At 44.0% G+C, this 21,183-nt stretch carries 23 protein-coding genes; 12 read left to right on the top strand and 11 right to left on the bottom strand.

What is annotated here, in order from left to right:
- The first annotated feature begins 14 nt into the window (after positions 1-14).
- Positions 15-1,127, top strand: a complete 1,113-nt coding sequence (gene dnaJ, locus A7P55_RS02195; protein WP_171550941.1) for a molecular chaperone DnaJ — start codon at positions 15-17, stop codon at positions 1,125-1,127.
- A gap of 58 nt (positions 1,128-1,185) precedes the next feature.
- Here dnaJ and A7P55_RS02190 read toward each other — a convergent pair whose 3' ends face one another.
- On the bottom strand, positions 1,186-1,614 hold the full coding sequence (locus A7P55_RS02190; protein ID WP_171550940.1) for a hypothetical protein: 429 nt from the start codon (positions 1,612-1,614) through the stop codon (positions 1,186-1,188).
- A gap of 108 nt (positions 1,615-1,722) precedes the next feature.
- Here A7P55_RS02190 and dapB point away from each other — a divergent pair, with 108 nt between their 5' ends.
- Both dapB and A7P55_RS02180 read left to right on the top strand, forming a co-directional pair.
- Complete coding sequence (dapB, locus tag A7P55_RS02185; RefSeq protein WP_171550939.1) at positions 1,723-2,544, top strand: 4-hydroxy-tetrahydrodipicolinate reductase; 822 nt, start codon at positions 1,723-1,725, stop codon at positions 2,542-2,544.
- A gap of 96 nt (positions 2,545-2,640) precedes the next feature.
- Positions 2,641-3,291, top strand: a complete 651-nt coding sequence (locus tag A7P55_RS02180) for an START domain-containing protein (protein WP_004803420.1) — start codon at positions 2,641-2,643, stop codon at positions 3,289-3,291.
- Positions 3,292-3,330: 39 nt separating this feature from the next.
- On the opposite strand, the gene A7P55_RS02175 is transcribed toward A7P55_RS02180, so the two are convergent.
- Both A7P55_RS02175 and dkgB read right to left on the bottom strand, forming a co-directional pair.
- Positions 3,331-4,518 carry an MFS transporter gene (locus A7P55_RS02175; protein ID WP_171550938.1) on the bottom strand — a complete coding sequence of 396 codons (1,188 nt, stop codon included), beginning with the start codon at positions 4,516-4,518 and terminating at the stop codon, positions 3,331-3,333.
- A gap of 1 nt (position 4,519) precedes the next feature.
- Complete coding sequence (dkgB, locus tag A7P55_RS02170) at positions 4,520-5,326, bottom strand: 2,5-didehydrogluconate reductase DkgB (RefSeq protein WP_171550937.1); 807 nt, start codon at positions 5,324-5,326, stop codon at positions 4,520-4,522.
- A 138-nt stretch (positions 5,327-5,464) separates the two neighbouring features.
- Between dkgB and A7P55_RS02165 the strand changes: the two genes are divergently transcribed.
- Complete coding sequence (locus A7P55_RS02165; protein WP_171550936.1) at positions 5,465-6,367, top strand: LysR family transcriptional regulator; 903 nt, start codon at positions 5,465-5,467, stop codon at positions 6,365-6,367.
- Here the strand turns inward: A7P55_RS02165 and A7P55_RS02160 are convergent.
- Positions 6,315-6,725, bottom strand: coding sequence for a hypothetical protein (locus A7P55_RS02160; protein ID WP_016660074.1), 411 nt, complete (start codon positions 6,723-6,725; stop codon positions 6,315-6,317). The genes A7P55_RS02165 and A7P55_RS02160 overlap by 53 nt on opposite strands.
- Positions 6,726-6,815: 90 nt before the next feature.
- On the opposite strand from A7P55_RS02160, the gene A7P55_RS02155 reads away from it, so the two are divergent.
- Entirely contained in the window at positions 6,816-8,243 is a 1,428-nt protein-coding gene (locus A7P55_RS02155) for a PLP-dependent aminotransferase family protein (protein ID WP_171550935.1), read from the top strand.
- A gap of 41 nt (positions 8,244-8,284) precedes the next feature.
- Positions 8,285-9,100: an isocitrate lyase/phosphoenolpyruvate mutase family protein gene (locus A7P55_RS02150; RefSeq protein WP_171550934.1), complete on the top strand. Its 816-nt coding sequence runs from the start codon at positions 8,285-8,287 to the stop codon at positions 9,098-9,100.
- Positions 9,101-9,151: 51 nt separating this feature from the next.
- On the opposite strand, the gene A7P55_RS02145 is transcribed toward A7P55_RS02150, so the two are convergent.
- The 7 genes from A7P55_RS02145 to A7P55_RS02115 all read right to left on the bottom strand — a co-directional run bounded on the left by A7P55_RS02145 (position 9,152) and on the right by A7P55_RS02115 (position 14,326).
- The gene (locus tag A7P55_RS02145) at positions 9,152-10,177 is read right to left on the bottom strand and encodes an NAD(P)-dependent alcohol dehydrogenase (RefSeq protein WP_171550933.1); all 1,026 of its coding nucleotides are present in this window, start codon (positions 10,175-10,177) and stop codon (positions 9,152-9,154) included.
- A gap of 36 nt (positions 10,178-10,213) precedes the next feature.
- A complete protein-coding gene (locus tag A7P55_RS02140; RefSeq protein ID WP_171550932.1) occupies positions 10,214-10,768 on the bottom strand; it encodes a DNA-3-methyladenine glycosylase I in 555 nt (184 codons plus the stop codon).
- Positions 10,769-10,804: 36 nt separating this feature from the next.
- Complete coding sequence (locus tag A7P55_RS02135; RefSeq protein WP_171550931.1) at positions 10,805-11,050, bottom strand: hypothetical protein; 246 nt, start codon at positions 11,048-11,050, stop codon at positions 10,805-10,807.
- 9 nt (positions 11,051-11,059) lie between these two features.
- Positions 11,060-11,596, bottom strand: coding sequence for a peptidoglycan DD-metalloendopeptidase family protein (locus A7P55_RS02130; RefSeq protein ID WP_171550930.1), 537 nt, complete (start codon positions 11,594-11,596; stop codon positions 11,060-11,062).
- Positions 11,597-11,633: 37 nt separating this feature from the next.
- On the bottom strand, positions 11,634-12,671 hold the full coding sequence (gene mutY, locus A7P55_RS02125; protein WP_171550929.1) for an A/G-specific adenine glycosylase: 1,038 nt from the start codon (positions 12,669-12,671) through the stop codon (positions 11,634-11,636).
- A gap of 589 nt (positions 12,672-13,260) precedes the next feature.
- Positions 13,261-13,998 carry a dienelactone hydrolase family protein gene (locus A7P55_RS02120; protein ID WP_171550928.1) on the bottom strand — a complete coding sequence of 246 codons (738 nt, stop codon included), beginning with the start codon at positions 13,996-13,998 and terminating at the stop codon, positions 13,261-13,263.
- Positions 13,999-14,167: 169 nt separating this feature from the next.
- Positions 14,168-14,326 carry a DUF1328 domain-containing protein gene (locus A7P55_RS02115; protein WP_016162498.1) on the bottom strand — a complete coding sequence of 53 codons (159 nt, stop codon included), beginning with the start codon at positions 14,324-14,326 and terminating at the stop codon, positions 14,168-14,170.
- 190 nt (positions 14,327-14,516) lie between these two features.
- Between A7P55_RS02115 and A7P55_RS02110 the strand changes: the two genes are divergently transcribed.
- The 6 genes from A7P55_RS02110 to A7P55_RS02085 all read left to right on the top strand — a co-directional run bounded on the left by A7P55_RS02110 (position 14,517) and on the right by A7P55_RS02085 (position 21,048).
- Positions 14,517-14,969 (top strand): YcgN family cysteine cluster protein, encoded by a 453-nt coding sequence (locus A7P55_RS02110; protein ID WP_171550927.1) that lies wholly within the window; start codon positions 14,517-14,519, stop codon positions 14,967-14,969.
- A gap of 108 nt (positions 14,970-15,077) precedes the next feature.
- On the top strand, positions 15,078-16,241 hold the full coding sequence (locus A7P55_RS02105; RefSeq protein WP_171550926.1) for a PQQ-dependent sugar dehydrogenase: 1,164 nt from the start codon (positions 15,078-15,080) through the stop codon (positions 16,239-16,241).
- A 25-nt stretch (positions 16,242-16,266) separates the two neighbouring features.
- The gene (gene ampC / locus A7P55_RS02100) at positions 16,267-17,454 is read left to right on the top strand and encodes a class C beta-lactamase (protein WP_171550925.1); all 1,188 of its coding nucleotides are present in this window, start codon (positions 16,267-16,269) and stop codon (positions 17,452-17,454) included.
- 83 nt (positions 17,455-17,537) lie between these two features.
- Complete coding sequence (locus A7P55_RS02095; protein ID WP_032812586.1) at positions 17,538-18,812, top strand: replication-associated recombination protein A; 1,275 nt, start codon at positions 17,538-17,540, stop codon at positions 18,810-18,812.
- Positions 18,813-18,917: 105 nt separating this feature from the next.
- A complete protein-coding gene (gene yddG / locus A7P55_RS02090; RefSeq protein WP_171550924.1) occupies positions 18,918-19,802 on the top strand; it encodes an aromatic amino acid DMT transporter YddG in 885 nt (294 codons plus the stop codon).
- A 127-nt stretch (positions 19,803-19,929) separates the two neighbouring features.
- Positions 19,930-21,048, top strand: a complete 1,119-nt coding sequence (locus tag A7P55_RS02085; RefSeq protein WP_171550923.1) for an acyltransferase — start codon at positions 19,930-19,932, stop codon at positions 21,046-21,048.
- The last annotated feature ends 135 nt before the right edge of the window (positions 21,049-21,183 follow it).

The following is a 21,183-nucleotide window of genomic DNA, read 5'->3' as shown; positions in this document are numbered from 1 at the left end:
GAGCATCGCCAACCATGGCTAAACGTGATTATTATGAGGTTTTAGGCGTTTCGAAAACCGCAAGTGATGATGAGATCAAAAAAGCCTATCGTAAGTTGGCGATGAAGTATCATCCAGACCGTAACCCGGACAACGCTGAAGCTGAAGAAAAGTTCAAAGAAGCTGCAGAAGCCTATGAAGTGCTTTCTGATGATGAAAAGCGCAGCATGTATGACCGCGCAGGACACAGTGCTTTTGAAGGCGGCTATGGTGGTGCGGGTGGTGGCTTCGGTGGTTTTAGCGCAGAAGATATTTTCAGTCAGTTTGGCGATATCTTTGGTGGTGCGTTTGGTGGCGGTGGTCGTCAACAACGTCAACGCCGTGGTTCAGACCTTCGTTATGTCATGGAACTCACACTTGAAGAAGCTGTAAAAGGCGTGAAAAAAACCATTACCTTTACTGCCCCAGCGCCATGTGAAACCTGTGATGGAAAAGGATCAAAAAATCCAAACGATGTAGAAACTTGTCGTACCTGTCATGGTGCAGGTCAAGTGCGTATGCAACAAGGATTCTTCTCCGTTCAGCAAACCTGTAGCACCTGCCGTGGCCAAGGTAAAATCATCAAGAATCCATGTAATAGCTGTCATGGTTCAGGTGTTGCAGATCGTCAGCAAACCCTTGAAGTTACTATTCCAGCGGGTGTGGACAATGGTGATCGCGTACGCTTAACCGGTAAAGGCGAAGCGATTCGTGATGGTCAGGCGGGTGATTTATACGTTGAAGTCGTAGTTCGTGAACACGAAATTTTCCAACGTGATGGTGCAGATCTTTATATGGACGTACCTGTTAGCATTGCAGATGCAGCTTTAGGTAAAGAAATTGAAATCCCGACGCTTGATGGTCGTGTCAGCTTAAAAATTCCAGAAGGTACACAAACAGGTAAATTGTTCCGCTTACGTGCTAAGGGCGTTCGTCCTGTACGTAGCAGTATGGTCGGTGATTTACTCTGCCGTATTGTGGTTGAAACGCCTGTGAATTTAAACAGTCGCCAGCGTGAATTATTGAAAGAATTACAAGCGTCTTTTGATGGTGATGGACATGCTGCCTCTCCAAAGAAAAAATCGTTCTTTGATCGTCTATTTGACTAATTAGACATCAATAAAAAAACCTGCTGCGGCAGGTTTTTTTATGGGAAATGGCAACAGATTAACGCCAAAATTTCCACCAAGATTTTTGTGGGGAATGTAGTAATTTTTCATCTTGTAAGAGCGTTTCTAAACGACAGATCATATTTTCAATCACACCATTGATAATCATAGAGCCGAAGAGCCCAGTATGGTATTTTTCATGGACTAAAATATCGCTGATAAAATAAGCTATTTCCTGTATGTCAAATTGATCAACTCCGCCAATCGTTTGGGCTTGTTTGATATCGACTGGTTTTTTATATTCTGAAAAAACGAAAATATCACGAAACCGATCTTCTAAGTTGGAGATCGGGTCTATATATAGACCTGCCATCATTGCCGCATCATCTAGATAGAGTTCCTGAGACGTCTTGGGGAAATTGGGAATATTTCGATAATATTTAACCAGTTTATCTATTTCAAATGCATCATAAGGTTTGACTGACATCGTGTGCCTTAAATTTCAATTTTCTTAAATGCCTTATTTTAACTTTTTTACAAACACAGAGTTTTGCTATAGTAGCTCGATTGTTTAAATAAAAGACTGGGAAAAATTATGTCAACTTCTCCACGCATTGGAATCTTGGGTGCAGGCGGACGCATGGGGCGTATTCTGATTCAAGCGGTACAACAAGCAGGCTACCAACTGGCAGCAGCTGTTGAGCGTCCAGAAAGCAGTTTAGTCGGTGCAGATGCAGGTGAGCTTGCTGGTATTGGCAGCATCGGCGTCAAGATCGTGGGAAGTTTGAGTGAAGTGCTGAAAGACTGTGATGTGGTGATTGATTTCACTGCGCCGGTTGCAACTGAACAGCACTTAAAGTTATGCCGTGAAGCGGGCGTGGCCATGGTGATTGGAACCACAGGAATGTCGGATGAGCAAAAGGCATTCCTTGATGAAACAGCAACACAGACACCTGTGGTGTACGCTGCCAATTATTCAGTTGGAGTGAACGTTTCGATTAAATTGCTGGAACTCGCAGCGAAAGTATTTGGCGATACAGTGGATATCGAAATCATAGAAGCGCATCACCGCCATAAAGTGGATGCACCATCAGGTACTGCCTTTATGATGGGTGAGGCGATTGCCGATACGTTGGGTCGTAACTTGAAAGAAGTGGCGGTTTATGGACGTGAAGGTTATACCGGTCCTCGTGATCGTCAGACCATTGGTTTTGAAACCATTCGTGGTGGCGATATCGTCGGTGAACATACGGTGATGTTTATTGGTGAAGGTGAGCGTGTGGAAGTGACACACAAAGCCACCAACCGTATGAACTTCGCATCAGGTGCAGTCCGTGCCGCGGCGTGGGTGGTTGGCCGTGAAGCGCGTAAATATGATATGAAAGATGTTTTAGGCTTTAACGAGATTGACGTTTAAAACGTTCCTTTTTTGTACTATAAAAGAGCTTGTTGAGCTTTCTTTCCGAGAGGAGTGAAACAAGCTCTCGCCCTTATTACAACAATTGAGCATGACATGAATAAAAAACATATCGTTCTTGCCACATTGCTCAGTCTCAGCAGCTTTGCGGTGACTGCAGCAACAGATACAGCCAAACTCAGTTTGCATCGGAACAATATTAAGGTTTGGACGTACCAAACAGAAAACAATCCGATTATTCAATATAAAGCTGAAACCACATTTGATGTGCCTTTAGAACGTGCTGTAGCAGTAGTACTGGATGTAGAACGTACACCGCAATGGGTGCCGTATGTGGGCAAGGCACAAATGCTATCACGTGATGATAAGAAAGGTGAATTCACCCTGTATATGGTTTTGGACTTCCCATTTCCTTTAAAAGACCGTGATGTGGTGATTAAAGGCAAAATGACTAAAAATGCGGATGGCAGCATCAGTATTAAAAACAATGCCATTCAGAATAATTACCCTGAGCAGCCTGATGTGGTGCGCTTAAGCAAATACGCAGGTGACTGGACGTTCCAGCGGCTGGCAAATAACAAAGTAAAAGTGACGACCAGTGGCTATGCCGATCCAGCAGGGGCAATTCCATTGAGCTTTGTGAACATGTTTGTGCAGCAGCAACCTTATCAAATGCTGATGAAAATGAAAAAAGAAGTGAATAATCCTTTATATGCACAACCGAAGTTACCAGATTTATTGAAATAATAAAAAAGCCTGATTTAAATCAGGCTTTTTTATTTGAGTTTAAGCTTGAGGAAATTGTTGTAATGGCGACTCTGGTTTGCTTGCTAATTTCATTTGAATGAACACCAAGATTAAACCAATACCTGCCAGCACAGCACCAATCATGGAAACAGCCGCATAGTTTAAGCCGAGACTTAACACTGCACCGCCTGCTGCAGCTCCAATGGCATTGCCTAAGTTAAACGCACCAATATTCACTGAAGAAGCAAGGCCCGAGGCTTCATGTGCCACCGACATCACGCGCATTTGCAATGGCGGAACAATGGCAAAGGCTGCCGCACCCCAGATCACCAAACCGATTGCTGCACCCAATTGATTTTGAGCAAGGATTGGGAAGATGACCATCAACGCGATTAGTAGCACTAAGAAACCAATTAAGGTTTTATCAATCGATAAGTCTGCAAACTTTCCACCGAAATGGTTCCCGATTGAAAAACCAATTCCGATCAAGACCAGCATCATGGTGATAAAGGTCGGTGAAGCATGGCTAAATTCAACCAAGCTTGGCGCGATGTAGGTGTATAGGGTGAACATCGCGGAAGCACCAAATACGGTGGTTAAGAGTGCCAACACCACAGGCAGGCGAGTGAGCACTTTGAGTTCCATTTTCACATTCGGTTTTTGACCGGCAGATCCGACAGGCAGTGCTTTCCAGAGCGCCAGCATGGTGATGACACCGAGTGCAGAAATCACAAGGAAAGACATGCGCCAGCCAATGTTTTGTCCTACCCATGTTGCCAGTGGTACGCCACCAATATTGGCGATGGTGAGACCCATAAACATGGTGGCCACCGCACTGGCCTGTTTATTTGCAGGAACAACACTGGCTGCCACTACAGAACCAATCCCGAAGAAGGCACCGTGGTTTAAGCTGGTAATTAATCGGGCACCCATTAAGCTCATGTAATTGGGTGCAAAGGCTGCGATCAGATTACCAATGGTGAAGATTGCCATCAGTAGAATCAGGGCATTACGACGGGCAAAGCCACCAAACCATAAGGTCATGATCGGTGCACCCAGCATCACGCCCAATGCATAACCTGTAATAAGCATGCCCGCACTTGGGATCGACACCCCAAGATCGTTGGCAATATTGGGCAACAAACCCATTGGAGAGAACTCTGTTGTCCCAATTGCAAATGCACCAATGGCCAAGGCCAGCAAGGGAAGGTTGATGCGGCTGCTCATGTTATTTGTCCCATTCAGGCGCAAAGGGTTCAGGACTCACTTCTCGACCATTACGTTCAAGTTGAGCGATCAACTGCATTTCCTCTGCACTTAACCTTAAGTCTTGCGCTTTTAAGTTGCTGATGAGATTTTCACGTTTGGTTGATGAAGGAATCACAGCAAAGCCATTTTGTAGTGCCCAAGCCAAAGCGATTTGTGCAGTCGTTGCTTGATGCTGTGCAGCGATCTCAACTAAGGTTGGATCCTGCAGTACTTTGCCATAAGCCAAAGTCATGTATGAAGTCACATCAATATTTTGTTCACCTAAAAAATTGACCAAGGTGCGGTTCTGCAAATAAGGACTGAGTTCAATCTGGTTGGTGGCAATGTGTTCTACACCAATGCTATCAATCGCTTGTTGGGTCAAGGCGATATTAAAGTTTGAAATCCCGATTTGTTTAGTCAAACCCTGTTGCTTTGCCTCTAATAACAATTGCATCACAGTTGGAATGGAGACACCCAGTGCTGGAGCTGGCCAGTGGATCAAGGTGAGATCGACAGCATCGGTACGTAGTTTTTGCAAACTGTCCTTTAAGCTGGGAATGAATTTGTCTTCAGCAAAATTGTCGACCCAGATTTTTGTGGTGAGGAACAGATCTTGGCGTGCTACACCACTTTCAGCAATGGCTTGACCTACTGCTGCTTCGTTTTCATAAACCTGTGCGGTATCAATGGCACGATAACCTACTTCCAGAGCGGTTTTAACTGAGTCAATCACTGCTTGATCTTTAAGACGGAAAGTACCTAAACCAAATTGAGGGATACGCATATTTTTCACCTAATCTTTTTTCATGCTCTAAAGAGCTGTTTTGTGGATGGCTGTTATTTTGCGATGATTATTGTTGCTAAAAAATAGAGGAATTTGCAAAATACAGTTGACTAAATATCAATAATTGAGAGGGTGGCAATGAAGTCTACGGTAGAAGAACTGCTTGCTTTTATGACCATCGTCGATACAGGTTCATTTATTGCCGCTGCTGAACGATTGGGGCAGACTGCATCTGGGCTCAGTCGTTCACTCAGCCGTTTAGAATCCAAGCTCGAAGTCACTTTGTTGGAACGGACCACGCGAAAATTAAAACTGACACAAGAAGGGCAGCAATTCCTGCAACAGGCCCGTAAAATCCTGAGTGATCTCAATGCAGCCGAAGAGGCTCTACAAAAATCAGATCAGGATACGTCGGGGGTAATACGGATAGATTCCGCGACACCATTTATCTTGCATGTTATTACACCATTGGTACATAAGTTTCGGCAGTGTTATCCCAATATTGAAATCGAGTTGAATAGCAATGATTTGGTGATTGATCTACTGGAACATAAAACCGATGTGGCGTTTCGTTTTGGTGAATTACATGATTCCAGCTTACACGCTAAATTGGTGTGTAAAAGTCGTATCTATATTGTTGCCAGTCCAGAATATCTAAAACGCAAGGGCACGCCTTTACAGCCTCAAGCATTGCTTGAACATGATGTGATTGGTTTTACCCGTCCAACCTATATCAATACTTGGCCGATTAGAATTGAGGGTGAGTATTTCCAAGCACAACCTAAAGTGAGGGCGTCAAGTGGTGAAACCGTTCGACAGCTCTGTTTACGTGGGCAGGGGATTGCTCGACTGTCTGAATTTGAAATCTGGCAGGACATTCGAGAAGGGCGTCTTGAGGCGCTGTTTGAAGATCAAATCGAACATTCTTATCAAAGCATCCATGCTGTTTATTATCAACAAGAGCACTTGCCGAAACGGGTCCGTTTATTTATTGAGTTTTTGACTGAGCAACTAAGTCAGGGCTTCTCGGTTTGCCTATAGCTTCATTTTGAAGCTGTACATTCAGCACCGGAATTGATGGGCCTGTTTTCTGTATCACTGACACCACAATATGTTGCTGCTGTAGCTTGCATTCAAGTTCGACTGTTGGCAGAAAGTTGCTTGAGAGTATCAAACCATTTTCATTGGGCTTCTTATAGGTCATTTTGATGATGCGGGTCTGCTCGGGGGCTTCACTTTTTTCCATTTTCCATAACTCATAGGTCGGCTGGTTTTGAATTTGCAGATAGCCCTGTGAGAGTGATTTGCACACTTGTTGTTGCTGATAGGTGGCTTGGTCAGTCAGATCGCAGCCTGTCAATAAAATGACGCTTAATATAAATAAGATATTATTTTTCATGGTCTTATCCTTTGGCTGTTGATTTTTATAGCTTAACGGTGTTGTATAAACCAATACAGATACAGAAATTTATAAAAAAGCAGTACAGAGATGAGCTTCCAATATCAACGTTTAGCAGAACAGCTGGCGCATAAAATCTACCAGCATGAGTTACAGCCACAACAGAAGTTAAGTTCTTTAAGGGAATTTGCACGCCAGCAAAGTATCAGCCTGAGTACAGCACAACAGTGTTACGAGCTACTGGAAGCCAAAGGGTTGATTTATGTAAAAGCCAAATCGGGCTATTTTGTCAATTCAAGACAATATCAAAGTGCTGTGCCTGACAGTCCCCATTTTGAATCTAAGGCGAGGCAAGTTTCAAATTTAGATCTGCAAAACCAGATTCAGACCGCCTCAATTCAACATCATTTAACGCCATTGGGGGCGATTCAATTGTCACCCCATTTGATTCCTGTGGATGGGCTGCGTCGCTCTCTACAACGCGCGCTCAAGCATTGTCAGCCCGAAGATTTTTTATATTGTAATAAGCAGGGTCATCAGCATTTGCGCCAAGCGTTGTCAGACCATTGGCGTGAAGATGGAATCTATGTTGCGACTGAGGATATTTTTATTAGTAATGGCTGTATGCCTGCTTTATCTCTGTTGATTCAACAGATCAGCCAAGAAGGCGATAGTATTTTGATCCCAACCCCGACCTTTAATGGTCAGTTGCAAATGCTGGCGAGCCTGAAGCGTAATATTATCGAAATTCCTGCCGATCATCGTGGTGTTGATCTGGAACGTTTAGAGTTTTTCATGCAACAGGGCAGTGCCAAACTGTGTTTACTCACTGCTAATTTTCAAAATCCTTTGGGTTATTGTCTGAGCAATGAACAGAAACAGCAGATTGCTCTACTGGCACAAAAATATCAATGCTTTATTTTGGAAGATGATATTTATGGTGAATGCAGTTTCCAAAAAGAACGCCCTTTGCCAATTCGTTATTGGGATCAGGAAGGTTATGTGATCTGGTGTGGTTCGGTTTCTAAATCATTATCCACTGCTTATCGAGTGGGATGGTTTTGTTTAGGGCGGCAATTACAACATTTACGTCCGCAGTTGTTGGCCAATAACGTGGGAGTGAATACGCCGTTACAGTTGGGTTTAGCAGACTTTATTTATAGCCGTGGTTATCGGGAGCATTTAGATCGACTCAGACCCAAGTTGATGCAGCAAGTGGAGCAGTATCGAGCGTATATTTTAGAGTGTTTTCATGGCATTCCGATTGCGCTGAGTCAGTCACAAGGTGGCTATGCTTTATGGATGCAGCTTCCTGACAGTATCACAGGTTTGGAACTGTATTATTTGGCGCAAGCGCAGGGGATCAACATTGTGCCTGGTGAAGTGTTTGGTGAAGACCGCCGTTATCAACATTTTATCCGATTAAATGCCGGCCATGCGTTAACAGCAGAAATCCGCCAAGCGATTCAGCAATTGGCGCAGTGGACGCGGGTTAGTATGGGCTCATCAGAGTGTTAAGCACTGATCGACAATCAGAATTAAAAAAGAGGGGAGAAAAAATGCAACCTACGATTGCTGAAAAAAGAAAAATATTTCGCGATCTGCATCAGTCAGGCTGTTTTGTGTTGCCCAATCCGTGGGATGCTGGTACTGCCAAAATGTTGCAACAACTCGGTTATCAAGCTTTGGCAACAACTAGTGCAGGTTATGCATGGTCTTGCGGCAAGACAGATGGGCAGTTGTCACGTGCAGAGGTACTCGCGCATCTTCGCGCTATGGTTCAATCAACTGATCTCCCTGTGAATGCCGATTTAGAAAGTGGTTTTGCAGAGACCATTGAGGGCGTGTTTGAAAGCGTAACCATGGCGATTGCAACAGGGGTTGCAGGGATATCCATAGAAGATTCTACTGGAAATGCGGACAAGCCATTACGAGAGATTAAAGAGGCTGCTAAGAGGATCGCTGCGGCACGTAAAGCAATTGATGAAAGTGGCGAAGACGTGATGTTGATCGGACGTGCTGAAAACTTCTTTATTGGTGTTCCAGATTTAGAGGATACCATAACTCGACTGAAAGCCTATTCTGCTGCGGGTGCTGATTGTCTTTATGCACCTGGTATCAAAACATCAGATCAGATTGTTGCAGTGGTTCAAGCAGTGGCACCCAAACCTGTGAATGTGCTGATCGCTTGGGACAGTGAGCTGAGTGTGCCAGCGCTGGCATCTTTAGGTGTTCGACGAATCAGTGTTGGAAGTGCTTTGGCACGGACGGCATGGAACGGTTTTATTCAAGCGGCCAGCTCGATTGCAGAAACAGGTCATTTCCATTGTGCAGATAATCTCTCTGGGGCGGAGTTGAATAAAAGATTACGATGAGATCCGCCAAGCGATTCAACCGTTGGCGGATGAGGTGTGCAAAGGCCTAAATTAATCAAAATCGGCTTTGAGTACGATGCGATAACGTGCTTGGCCTGAATGCAGTCGTTCAATCGCCTCATTCAGCTGTGACATTGGAAATAGCTCAATCTGTGGTGCAATGTTTTTACGTGCAGCGAATTGTAAAAGCTGACGCAGTGCCAGAGGTGAACCCGTAGGTGAAGAAGTGACAGATTTGGCACCTCCCATGATTGCACCGACAGAGACAGGGATCGGTTCTAAAGTCACGCCAAGGAAATGTAGACGACCTTGTGGTGCAAGGGTATTCAGATAGGCTTGCCAGTTCAAGGTCACATTGACGGTGCTGAGTAATAAATCAAACTTGCCACGTTGCGCCTTGATGGCTTGGGCATCTCGGCTATTGACCACATGATCAGCGCCCATGGCCTTGAGTTCTTCTGTTTTATCTGGGTTCGAGCTGAAAGCGGTAATTTCACAGCCCCATGCTTTCAGCAATTTAATCGCAATATGACCGAGACCACCGATCCCAATCACGCCGACATGATGGGTGGCTTGAATTTTATGTTTGAGTAAAGGATCAAAGACCGTAATGCCACCACACAGCAGTGGGCCAGCACTTTCGGGATCTAAATCGTCTGGAAGGGGAATGACCCATTGCCAACCAGCACGAACTTTATCAGCAAAGCCACCGGCATGTCCGATGATGGTGGCGCTTCTTTCACCTGTACATAAGACTTGATTGCCGCCAATACAGGGATCACAGGCTTGGCAGGTTTCCGCAGTCCAGCCAATGCCAACGCGTTGACCGACTTTGAGTCCTTTGGCTTCTGATCCCAGTGCAATGATAGTCCCAATGATCTCATGCCCAGCCACCGCAGGATAAACCGATGATTGCCACTCATTATTAATTACAGACAGGTCAGAGTGGCACAGGCCACAATATTCAACCTTGACTTCAACTTGATGGGCTTTTAATTCTCCCGCATCAAATTGGTACGGCACCACTTGCTCACCTACTTGCATTGCAGCATAAGCGCGAATTTGATTATTGCTCATTGGAACTCCCATTCAAGGAAAATCGATGATAATTTGTTATTTAAATTGGCAATGATTTTCGTGGTCATTGACCATACCAACCGCTTGCATAAAAGCGTAACAGGTGGTTGGGCCCACGAATTTAAAGCCACGTTTTTTTAAGGTTTTTGATAGTTTCTGGCTAAGCTCAGTTTGTGCAGGTGCTTCGCGGTAATTCGCCACATCATTATTTTCGGTTTGATGATCGACAAAACTCCATAACCAAGCGGGGACATCGTTGACCTCATCTTTGAGTTTGAGCCAAGCAATCGCATTATCACGGATTGCTTTTAACTTACCGAGGTGACGGATTAAGCCTGCATCACTGAGTTTGAGTTCGAGTTGATCATCCGTCAGTGCTGCGACTTCGGAAATGGAATGTTGAAAGAAATGTGAGCGGTAGTGATCACGCTTTTTCAGTACCGTAATCCATGAAAGTCCGGCTTGTTGTCCTTCTAGACAGAGCATCTCAAACAAATGGGCTTCGTCATGTTGAGCCTTGCCCCATTCTTGATCATGGTAGGCAATATAGAGGGGGTCATCGGAGCACCAGCCACAGCGTTGAGTTGACATATTTGATGCTCCTTGTTGTTATTTGAACAGCATAATTTAAAGTTGGAATGCCACCCATTCATTTGGGCGAGTATCCCAATAATACAGTTCTGCGCTATTTAAATCAGTAAATTTAAGCCAAAAGTCTTTACCTGATTTATCGGCAAAACCGGTACTAATCAACAAGGCATCTTCAGTAATTTCCATGATCCAACCTTGGTAGCTGGTTCCATTGATGATGATTTTTTGTTGATTTCCAGACTCTGCAAATTCGACCAGACGTTCAATCAAGGCTTCTGACATTGTGTGTTCCTAACGTAAATATGGGTATGGATTGACTGCTCCACGCCCTTTGCCATTTAAATAAATTCCGTAGTGTAAATGTGGGGCAGTGTAGCGTGCATTACCTGTATTTCCCACATAACCAATCAGATCACCTTTGCGGATGTAATCCCCAACATTGAGACCGCGTTTATGACCATCTAGATGCGCATAATAGTGCCAAGAGCCGGCTGGGCCCATGATCCAAATGACTTTTCCACCTAAATTATTATTACGTAAATCAGCAACTAAACCTTCGGTCGCACTATACACTTTCGTACCACGCTCTGCCATGATATCGATACCCTCGTGGCTACGACCTTGACTACGTGCAGCCCCCCAAGTATCCCTTAACTCATTCCGACTCACGCCTTTCACAGGAACAGGGAGGCGGTTATCTAAACGCATGTTTTTGAGTTTATTCACCTGCACATTAGGCAATGGCGTTGGTTTTTTTGGGGCGGTGGTACATGCTGAAAGTAAAATCATCAACACGCCAAGTACCGTATAAGCTATCGAATGACGCACACAAACTCCTTGCGTTTGATCTACAGCATTTTGGGCATTAAGCCTTTTGTTTGGCTGTAATCAGTTTTTTCATGGCTGTGGGAATGCCTTTGGCAATCGCAGTTTCTGGACTTAGCCATATGCCATTCAATTCGATACTGAGTTGCTCTTTTTGGTCATGTTCCACGTGGAACAGCTGTTCGTGCAGTAACCAAGTAAAGTGGGTAAAGCTATGGCTAATCTGCAAAGATGATACTTGAGCTTGCAGTTTGAAGTGTTGCTCAATCTGTTGTAATTCGGTTGCTTGTTCAATGATGGGAAGGCAGTACAGACCACCCCACAAACCATGTGCTCCTCGTTGCTGCCAAAGCCACTCGTCACCTGACTGGATCAGTAACACACTGGCAGTTTTGACTGGAACGGGTTTCTTGGCTTTTTTAAATGGTAATTCTTGTTCTAAACCTTGTTGATAAGCCTGACAATGTTGTTGCATAGGACAGTATAAACACAGTGGTTTTTTTGGAGTACATACGGTTGCGCCTAAGTCCATAATGGCTTGGGTGTAATCATGGTTTCGTGCATGGGGACAGAGGTCCTCAGCAATTTGCCAGAGTGCCCGTTCATGTTGTGGTTTGGACAGATCATCTTCGATCGCTAAAAAACGAGCGAGTACACGTTTCACGTTGCCATCCATAATCACCCCATATTGGCGTAATCCGAGTGACATCAATGCGCCAGCAGTGGAGCGGCCAATGCCAGGCAGCTCAATCCATTGTTCTAGTGTTTCTGGAAATACACCTTTTTGGCTAACGATACCTGCCGCTTTATGCAGATTGCGTGCGCGAGCATAGTAACCGAGTCCTGCCCAATACGGGGCGACATCATCCCAACTGGCTTGGCCTAAGGTTGCTACGGTCGGGAAACGTTCAATAAAACGATCGAAATATTGCAGTACAGTTTTGACTTGCGTCTGTTGTAGCATGATTTCTGAGACCCATACTTTGTAGGGATCATCGGCAACTTGCCAAGGTAAGTCATGGCGGCCGTGTTGGTCGAACCATGTAAGCAGTGCATCAGAAAATGAGAAATCAGACATGGATCAGAACAGTAAAAAGCAGAGGCATAGTATAGCGGAAATAGGTTTTTTTAGGCGTTAAAATTCTATTGGAACATCAACGAGATTGGGGCGTGGGTTTAGATCAAGGTTTGATTCAAGTCTCTTCTATATTTGCCTGAGCAAAGGCATGGATGCCGCCCAATGAGCTGCTTTGACAATTGCTCAGGCAGTACGATTAGCCCAATAGAGGGAGTTTGCCTTGCGTTAGTCGCAACTCATGACCCGTCAAAATAAGGCATCGCCCTACATGTAATGATTGCAATTTTGAGTATAAAATGGGGCAATGCTCGCACTGCGGAGCTGTGCTAAGCTCTTATCTAACTTTTTCATCAGCCTGCGGCTCGCCTTACTTTTCAAGGATGAAAAGCAAGCAAAAATCCTTTATTGAACTGACATTACGTCCTTATAATGCAGTTCAATGGGCGACATCCATGTCGCCTTTGCTCCAGTAAACTTTTACGAGCGTTTAGATTCTGGTTTTACAAACAGCAAAGATTATCGAGTGATTAAACAAAAAAAGTTATTTTGTTTCATTCTTTGCCTCTAGACTTTTAGCAATATTTTCAAATCACTTTAAATGCTTATCTAATAGCTCATACATCGCTTCAAGACTTTGACGCTCAGCTTCAGCGTTGTAGCCTAGGTCCACGTTATTGGCCTTGGCACGTTCATCAGCAAGTGGGTTACTAAAGCCATGCTTGGCATCTTCAAAAATAATCACGTCGTGATCAACGGCTGCATCGTGCATTTCTTGTCGGAAGCTTGCGACATTGTCCAAGGTGACCATGCTATCCAGTTCACCATGCAGGACTAAAATCTCGGCCTTAACTATGCCCTTCTCAGCAGGGACTTTCGGGCTCAAGATGGCATGAAAGGTTGCAACTGCTTTTAAATCTGCACCTGAACGAGCCAAATCTAGCACCACTTTACCGCCATAGCAGAAACCTACTGCTGCAAGTTTATCAGCATTGACTTCGACTTGAGCCGCGAGAGTATCTAAGCCTGCTTGAGCACGATTGACGATGGTATCTGCATGTTCAAAGGTTTGATTCATCCATTCTGAAGCTTGTGGTACAGCCGTGGTCACTTTTTTGTCGCCATACATATCAATAGCGAGAGCAGCAAAACCATGTTCTGCAAGCTCGCGTGCGCGTTGTTCTGTGTATGCATTACGACCCCACCATTCAGGCGCAACAATCACACCTGCAACGGGCAAATCAATCGCTGGTGTTGCAAAATAACCAATTAAACGTTGACCATCTGGTGCGGTATATTCAATTTCACGAGTGTTGATAGGCAAGCTCATTCTATAATCCTGATCCGTATTTTTAGAATGCATTGATTAAAGCATAAAAAGGAAAATGGATGGCATCGTAAAAACATAATAAATACGCTTGTTTTAGCGATGATCAAACATAAAAAAAGAAGAATACGAGGACTCTTCTTTTTTTAAGCTTTGCTCTCTGAATATAGGACTAAACCTTGCCTCTGGATAAGAAACCGACGATCGCTAAAATCGCAGCAACGACAAGTAAAATAACAGCAAAGTCCTTAGATAAGCCTGCTACACCACCAAAACCTAATAAACTGGCAATGAGTGCGATGACTGCAAAAATAATGGCCCAACGGAACATGTCGTGTCCTCCTAATTTTTCGTTATGTGTCCACTATAGCGTGTGTTTTTTGCACGAAATGTGGTGTTTATGTGGTTTAAATGTTTAATACTTAAAGAAGTGTTAAATCAATTAAAAGAGATTGAAGTCAGCAAAGCAAAGATGAATGCTATAATAAGAAGCTTATTTTTTTTAATATTGAAACCTCTGTATGTCCGTCGAACTACGCCCCAACTTTTGGAAACACTATCCGCTTGATCAGCTAAGCAATGCGGAGTGGGAGGCATTGTGTGATGGTTGTGGTCTATGTTGTTTGGTCAAGTTAGAAGATGAAGAAACAGCAGAGGTTGCGTATACTAAAGTGGCATGTAAATTACTGGACTGTAAAACCGCACGTTGTTCCGATTATCCTAACCGCCAGCAGCAAGTGCCTGATTGTATCCAGCTGACTCCTGAGCGGCTTAGCACGATTTCTTGGTTGCCACCAAGTTGTGCATATCGTCGTCTAAGTGAGGGCAAAAACTTACCTTCATGGCATTATCTGAATACGGGTTCACGCCAAAGTGTGATTAAAGCGAAAAAATCAGCGGCAGGGCGTTGTATTTCAGAAAGCGAGATCGATGAAGAACAAATTGAAGATTATATTGTGCGTTGGATACGTTAAGGGCTGTACAGCCAATTGATAAGACGTAATGATCATAAAAACAACACTTTTGCAGTATTTTTATTGGTGATGTTCCCTAAGATGAAGGATAAAAGAGGGAGATAAGCTATGAATAAACTGTTGATGACACCTTTGCTATATAGCGGCATTTTATTTTTGGTCGCATGTGGTTCCAACGAAAGTAACTCCAAAACGCCTGAGCAAAATACGGCACAACATGCTTCAAGCCAGCATATTGCACAAAAGTATCGGATCGAGTCAGTCACTGAATTTGATGAGCCATGGGCGATTGCGAGTCTGCCAGATCAACGGTTGCTGATTACTGAGCGTAGAGGGCAATTAAAATTATTTGATCCTAAAACTAAATCCAGTATCAATGTGAGTGGCGTTCCAACCGTCAATTATGGCGGGCAAGGTGGTTTAGGTGATGTCATTTTGCATCCTGATTTTCAGCAGAATCACCAATTATATTTGAGTTATGCCAGCAAAGATCAGGGTGGCTATGGTGCGGAGATTGCACTTGCAACACTGGATTTATCTGATTCTAAGCAACCCAAGCTCACGGATTTAAAAACCATCTGGCAGCAAGTGCCGAAAGTGTCAGGGCAAGGCCATTATGGTCATCGTATGCAGTTTGGTCCCGATGGCAAACTTTGGGTCAGTTCGGGTGAGCGCCAGAAGTTTGATCCTGCCCAAGATTTAAACAGTAATTTGGGTAAAATTTTACGTTTGAATGCCGATGGTACACCTGCTGAGGGCAACCCGTTTCATCAAAAAAACGCTGTAACGACCGAAATTTGGTCATTGGGTCATCGTAATCCATTGGGCATGGCTTTTGATCAGCAAGGACAGTTGTGGGTGGTTGAAATGGGCCCTAAAGGCGGTGATGAATTAAACCGTATTGTGAAAGGGGAAAACTATGGCTATCCAACGGTTTCGAATGGCGACCATTATTCTGGATTACCGATTCCTGATCATGATACCCGTCCAGAGTTTAAAGCCCCTGAAATCGATTGGACCCCTGTGATCTCACCGTCTAGCATGATCATTTATTCGGGGGCGCAGTTTCCTTTATGGCAACACAAGGCTTTGATTGGTGGTTTATCCTCTAAAGCCATTGTGGTGGTGGATATTCAATCTCGACCTGTGCAAGAAGCTCAACGACTTGAGATGAAACAACGAATTCGTGGGCTACATCAAGCCCAAGATGGTTCAATCTGGGTGATCGAAGATGGATCGAAAGCCAAGCTACTGAAACTTCATGCCAATTAAATTCTAACTCCAAGTGATATACATAATGAATCAGCCGAAAGCCTTTTCTATGAATTTAAAAAAACTATTTTTATTTACAGGACTGTTGTCCTGCAGTTCAGCGCTTTGGGCTGGAAATTTGACCGAGCAACAAGTTCAAACGATCGTTGACCAGCAATTTAAGCCTTTATTGGCGCAATATAAAATCCCCGGTATGGCCGTTGCTTTGACCCTGAATGGCAAACATTATTTCGTGAATTATGGACTGGCCTCTAAGCAAAACCAGCAAGCGGTAAGCAACAATACTTTGTTTGAACTTGGCTCTGTGAGTAAGACCTTTAATGCAACTTTAGCGGGCTATGCACAGGCGCAAGGACAGCTATCATTCTCTGATCATCCTGCCAAATATTTTCCGGAACTTAAAAATACTGCGGTCAATCGTGCCACGATATTGAATCTGGGGACCTATAACGCAGGGGGTTTTCCCCTGCAATTCCCTGATGACGTGGTGCAGCAACAGGATATGCTGAAATATTTTCAGACTTGGCAGGCAAAAACCAAAGTCGGTGCTGCCCGTCAATATTCCAATCCAAGTATCGGTTTGATGGGTTATGTCACCGCCTTGGCAATGAAAAAACCGTATAGCGAACTGATTGAAAAAACCTTGCTGCCGCAATTGGGAATGACACAAAGTTTTATTCGAGTACCTGAGCAGCACATGTCGCAATATGCATGGGGGTACAAAGCCGATCAAGCCATGCGTGTTTCACCAGGTATGTTTGATGCAGAAGCGTATGGGGTGAAAAGTAGCAGTGCGGATATGTTGAAATTCCTCGATGCACAAATCAATCCTCAGCAGTTCAAACAACCGCTTCGCAAAGCGATTGAAAATACCCATGTGGGTTATTTTAAAGTCGGTGTAATGACCCAAGGTCTGGGGTGGGAGCAGTATGCCTATCCCGTATCGCTAGAGATGCTGTTGCAGGGTAACTCGAGTAAAATGGCTTTAGAAAGTCATGCAATCACACCGATTAAACAACCAAAGCTTGCCACGCCTGCGACCTTCTTTAATAAGACAGGAGCAACCAATGGTTTTGGTGCCTATGTGGCCTTTATTCCGCAGCAAAAAATTGGAATTGTGATGTTGGCCAATACCAATTTTCCTAATGAAGAGCGGATCAAAGCCAGCTATCACGTGATGCAACAGTTGGTTCAAAACAACAGCACGCAATAGAATGTCGCAGTGATTGCAGATTCAAATTGTAGATTTGAGCCAGACACAATAGACTAGGGTAAAAGATCATAAAGCCAGTGATGATGTCAGATACGCATATTCCTTTACCTGAACGTTTACGTCCACGTGACTTGTCCGAAATTATTGGACAAGATCATTTGCTGGGTGAAAATGCCCCTTTACGTCAGATGATTGATCAGGGACATTTGCCATCAATCATCTTTTGGGGGCCTCCAGGGGTCGGGAAAACCACGATTGCATTGTTATTGGCTCAGGCTGTGGATCGTCCTTTTATCAGCCTATCTGCACTCAATACAGGCGTGAAAGAGCTCCGTGAGGTGATTGCGGAAAGTGGTGACTTGTTGACCCCTGTGGTATTTATTGACGAGATCCATCGTTTCAATAAATCGCAGCAAGACGCCTTACTCAATGCGGTTGAGAAAGGCAAAATCACCTTGATTGGGGCAACCACAGAGAATCCTTCTTTTGAAGTGAATAGTGCCTTGTTGTCGCGTTGTCAGGTGTATACCCTAAATAATTTGAGTGCTGAGGCGATTCAAACCCTACTGAATAAAGCGATTCAAACGGATAAGTTTTTAAAAGAACGTTTTATCCAGATTGAAGAATATGATGCGCTGATTCAGTTTGCGGCAGGTGATGCACGTAAAGCCCTCAATCTGATTGATTTGATTGCCAGTACTTTTGAACCTGATGTTGAAAATATCGTAACTAATGCCATCGTCGTTAAAGTCGCGCAGCAAAATATTGCACGCTATGACAAATCAGGTGAGCAGCATTATGATCTGGTTTCGGCTTTTATCAAATCGATTCGTGGTAGTGATCCAGATGCGACGCTGTACTGGATGGCACGTATGCTGAAAGGTGGCGAAGATCCGGTCTTTATTGCGCGTCGTATGCTGATTGCCGCATCGGAAGATATTGGCAATTCCAATCCAAATGCCTTGTTGCTGGCAGGAGAGTGTTTCCGTTCAGTCCAAGCAGTGGGGATGCCTGAAGCGCGCATTATTCTAGGACAATGTGCCGTATATCTGGCCACTAGCCCGAAAAGTAATAGTACCTATCTTGCGATTAACAAAGCCTTAGAGCTGGCAGAAAAAACCGCAAATTTGCCTGTGCCTTTGCACTTACGCAATGCGCCAACCAAATTGATGAAGCAGCAAGGTTATGGCGTGGATTATCTGTATCCGCACAACTATCCTGAACACTTCGTATTACAGGACTATTTGCCACCAGAATTACGCGGTACCAAGCTGTACGAGCGAGCCTTAAATAAGCGTGAAGTCGAAGGCGAACGTTTGCAGCAGCGCCGTTGGCAACAGGAACAACAGCAGCAGTAATCAAAAACTCGGTGAATTCACCGATCATTTTAAAATTGTCCAAAGCAAGAATCCGAATCACATCGATAGATTCTGCTTTGGCCTTAATATTCTATTTGTATAAAAATGAACGCAAAAAAAGCAACACTGATTGGATTGGTCGCGATCTTGCTCTGGAGTTTGATCGTTGCCTTGATTAAGGATGTGAGTAGTCATTTTGGCGCAGTGGGCGGTGCAGCACTGATTTATACACTGGCCTCAATTTTTCTGTTTTTCTCGGTTGGTTGGACCAGCCTCAAAAGCTTTCCCAAAACCTATTTGATCTGGGGCAGTCTTCTATTTGTTACCTATGAAATTTGTTTATCGCTTTCGATTGGCTATAGCAGTAATAATCGACAGGCGATTGAAGTGGGAATGGTTAATTATTTATGGCCGACCTTTACCATGGTGGCTGCCATTGTTTTTAATCAGCAAAAAGCCAATTTCTTGATTATTCCTGGCTTTATCCTTTCAATATTGGGGATCTGTTGGGTGCTCGGTGGCGAGCAGGGTTTTGATTTGGCTGGTATGCTGCAAAACATACAGCACAATCCATTCAGTTATGGGCTTGCCTTTATTGGAACATTACTCTGGGCTGCCTACTGTACGCTCACAGCGAGAATTGCACAGGGAACCAATGGCATCACCCTATTCTTTATTCTGGTCTCGGTGGTGCTTTGGATTAAATATGTATTGATGGGCGGTGGTACATTTGATTTTGATTGGTCTTCTTCAATTTCATTGTTTTTTGCGGCAGCAGCAATGGGCTTTGGTTATGCCGCTTGGAATGTGGGAATTTTGCATGGCAATGTGACGCTATTGGCCGGTGCATCCTATTTTATTCCAGTTCTATCTGCCTTTTTTTCGGCAATTCTACTCAGTACGCCATTAGGCCTTTCTTTTTGGTATGGTGCATTTATGGTGTGTTTAGGTTCAATTCTATGCTGGGTGGCAACGCAGAAAAAATACTAAAACATTGTCTGGTTTTGTTTGGTCTTGCTGATGCGCTGGACAGTCACTGTATTTTTGTAAGTGACCTCTAGACACTACAGATAAAAGGTCGCATCATCCCGCTTATCAAGGATGATCAAGCCCCATCATGACCACAAACAAAATTAATGCTGCGGAAAGTATCCGAGGCTTGGCATGTCTCGCCGTTGTGTTGTCACATATCTCACTGACCTTTTTTCCGCAATTGCATCATTTTGATGTCAGTGCGGTACCGCAGTATGATTTTTTTGCGCAGTTACATCACTCGCCTTTGGCCTTCTTTTATTCAGGTACAGGTGCGGTTTTTGTGTTCTTTGTTTTAAGTGGCTTTGTACTGACATTATCCAGTTTTAAAAAGCACAATACCGCGGCTCAACTGAAAACTTCTTTGATTAAGCGTTATCCGCGTTTGGCGATTCCTGCCTTTGTCTCTTGTATTATCGCTTATCTGGTGTGTTTTGTGCCTGTGGATGTGTCGCATGTTTCCGAATGGGGTGCCGCACTGGCCAATCCACATCCGCAACTGGGTACCGCTTTGTATGAAGGCAGTATGGGTGCATTCTTATTTGGCGATTCTAGCTATAACTGGGTGCTGTGGACCATGCAAATTGAGTTGCTTGGGTCACTGGTGATTTATCTGGCCTGTTATTTTTATGGCAAGCTGCCAATTCTATGCGGTCTATTTCTCATCATCAGCATTGTGACCGCATATATGATCTCGCAAACCGTGTTGTTGGGTCTTCTCAGTTTTATTTTGGGCATGGGACTGTTTCTGTATGCTGTAGAGCTGAGTACTGTCGTTTCGGTTGTGCTGTTTATATTGGGCTTATATTTGTGTGGTGCACACAACAGTAGTACCAGCTATCAGTTGTTTACCCAGTTTTTAGGTGAACAAACATATGACTACCTCAACTTTATTGGCGGTTTTTGCATTGTTTATGCAGTACTTAAAGGCAAATGGCTAGCACAGTTTTTTGATCGATCTGTTTTGGTGTTTTTAGGCAAAATCTCATTTTCAATTTATTTAATTCATCTTGCTGTACTGTACGCTTTGGGCATTCCATTGTTTAATCTTTTATATGTACAAGGCGGCTTGTCCTATCTCAATGCGGGATTAGTGGCAAGTTTACTGATCGTGTTGCTGAGCATTATTTTGGCACAACCCTATAGCCGTTATGTCGATGATGCCGCGATTAAAATCTCGAATAAATTGGCAAAAATGTTTTAAACCTCGCACTAAGTCGTGTGCATAGCCTGTGTAGGGCTACTCGGAACTTGACCAAACATTACAAAAATAATCAGTGAATGCTTCCTATTACCAGCGGAATCAGCTTTAATCAAAAAAGACATAATAAAAATATGG

This window comes from Acinetobacter sp. Ac_5812 (assembly GCF_013072695.1).
Classification (GTDB): Bacteria; Pseudomonadota; Gammaproteobacteria; order Pseudomonadales; family Moraxellaceae; genus Acinetobacter.
The sequence above is the reverse complement of the archived record's forward strand: the minus strand, read 5'-3'. Positions and strand labels throughout refer to the sequence as shown.